Source organism: Kribbella qitaiheensis, from assembly GCF_042657745.1.
Lineage (GTDB): Bacteria > Actinomycetota > Actinomycetes > Propionibacteriales > Kribbellaceae > Kribbella > Kribbella qitaiheensis.
Genome location: NZ_JBHSKE010000049.1, coordinates 1 through 851, shown reverse-complemented (window position 1 = coordinate 851; position 851 = coordinate 1). Strand labels below are relative to the sequence as shown.

General features: G+C 58.9%; 2 protein-coding genes. Both read left to right on the top strand.

What is annotated here, in order from left to right; all coding sequences use genetic code 11:
* Window positions 1-408, top strand: a 408-nt coding sequence (locus tag ACFPJ1_RS31255; protein WP_380109391.1) for a hypothetical protein, incomplete at its 5' end; no start/stop codon positions are given.
* 53 nt (window positions 409-461) lie between these two features.
* Window positions 462-788: a hypothetical protein gene (locus ACFPJ1_RS31250; RefSeq protein WP_380109389.1), complete on the top strand. Its 327-nt coding sequence runs from the start codon at window positions 462-464 to the stop codon at window positions 786-788.
* Window positions 789-851: the final 63 nt, after the last annotated feature.

Sequence of the window (851 nt, the reverse complement as noted above, 5' to 3'; positions counted from 1 at the left end):
AGACCTCGACCCCTACCCGGCCACCGACGCGCCGATCAGCTCTACACCCTCAACTGTGAAGAGCCCGTAATTCTCGATTTCCCGTATCGCTATCGAGCGTGGCTGCCTGGTCCCTCGGACGACGTGACGGGATGGCAGGAGAAGGTTCCGCTGCCAGATGAAATTGATCAGGTGATCCTCTGGCTCCGGGCGAGCTTGGTCTTGGCCGTCGATCGGGAAACCCGACCGCACATCGTCCAGACCTGGCAACATGAAAACGATCCATTGGCTGATGGGGTCGGGTCGTCGTGGAGGGATCCGCGCTTTGGACGAGGGTTCACACCCGTCCAGCTCGACCAGCCTGAAGTCGACGCCTGGCACGATGGTACCAACTTCTTCGTACAACAAATGCCAAAAAGATCGAGTTAGCGATCTCCCGGATCCTGAAAGCGGTCGCGGAGAGGCGTGATCCCGTAGACGTCTTGATCGATTCCGTCATTGCATGGGAGAACATTTTCGGGACATCGGAAGGGGAACCGACGTTCCGCGTCACCGCCTGTCTCGCCAAGCTCATGAGGGAATCGATATCTGAACGTCGAGCGCTCCGCAAGGAACTAGCTGAGATCTACAGGCTGCGGAGCGGTGTTGTGCACGGGAGTCGATCGATTGCCCAGCCCGAGTTCGCCCAGTGTGAGCGCGCACTTGAGGTCGCAATAGATGCAGTACGAATACTGGTAGACAAGCGGTCGGATCTTCTTGCCGACGGTGATGGCGCATCTCGCAGCATCGCAGTGTTGCTAGCGGACTAGTACTCCAGCCGTAGTTCGTGATCAGGCGAGTTGGACGGTCTGACGGCGGTGGTGGCTGTCGCG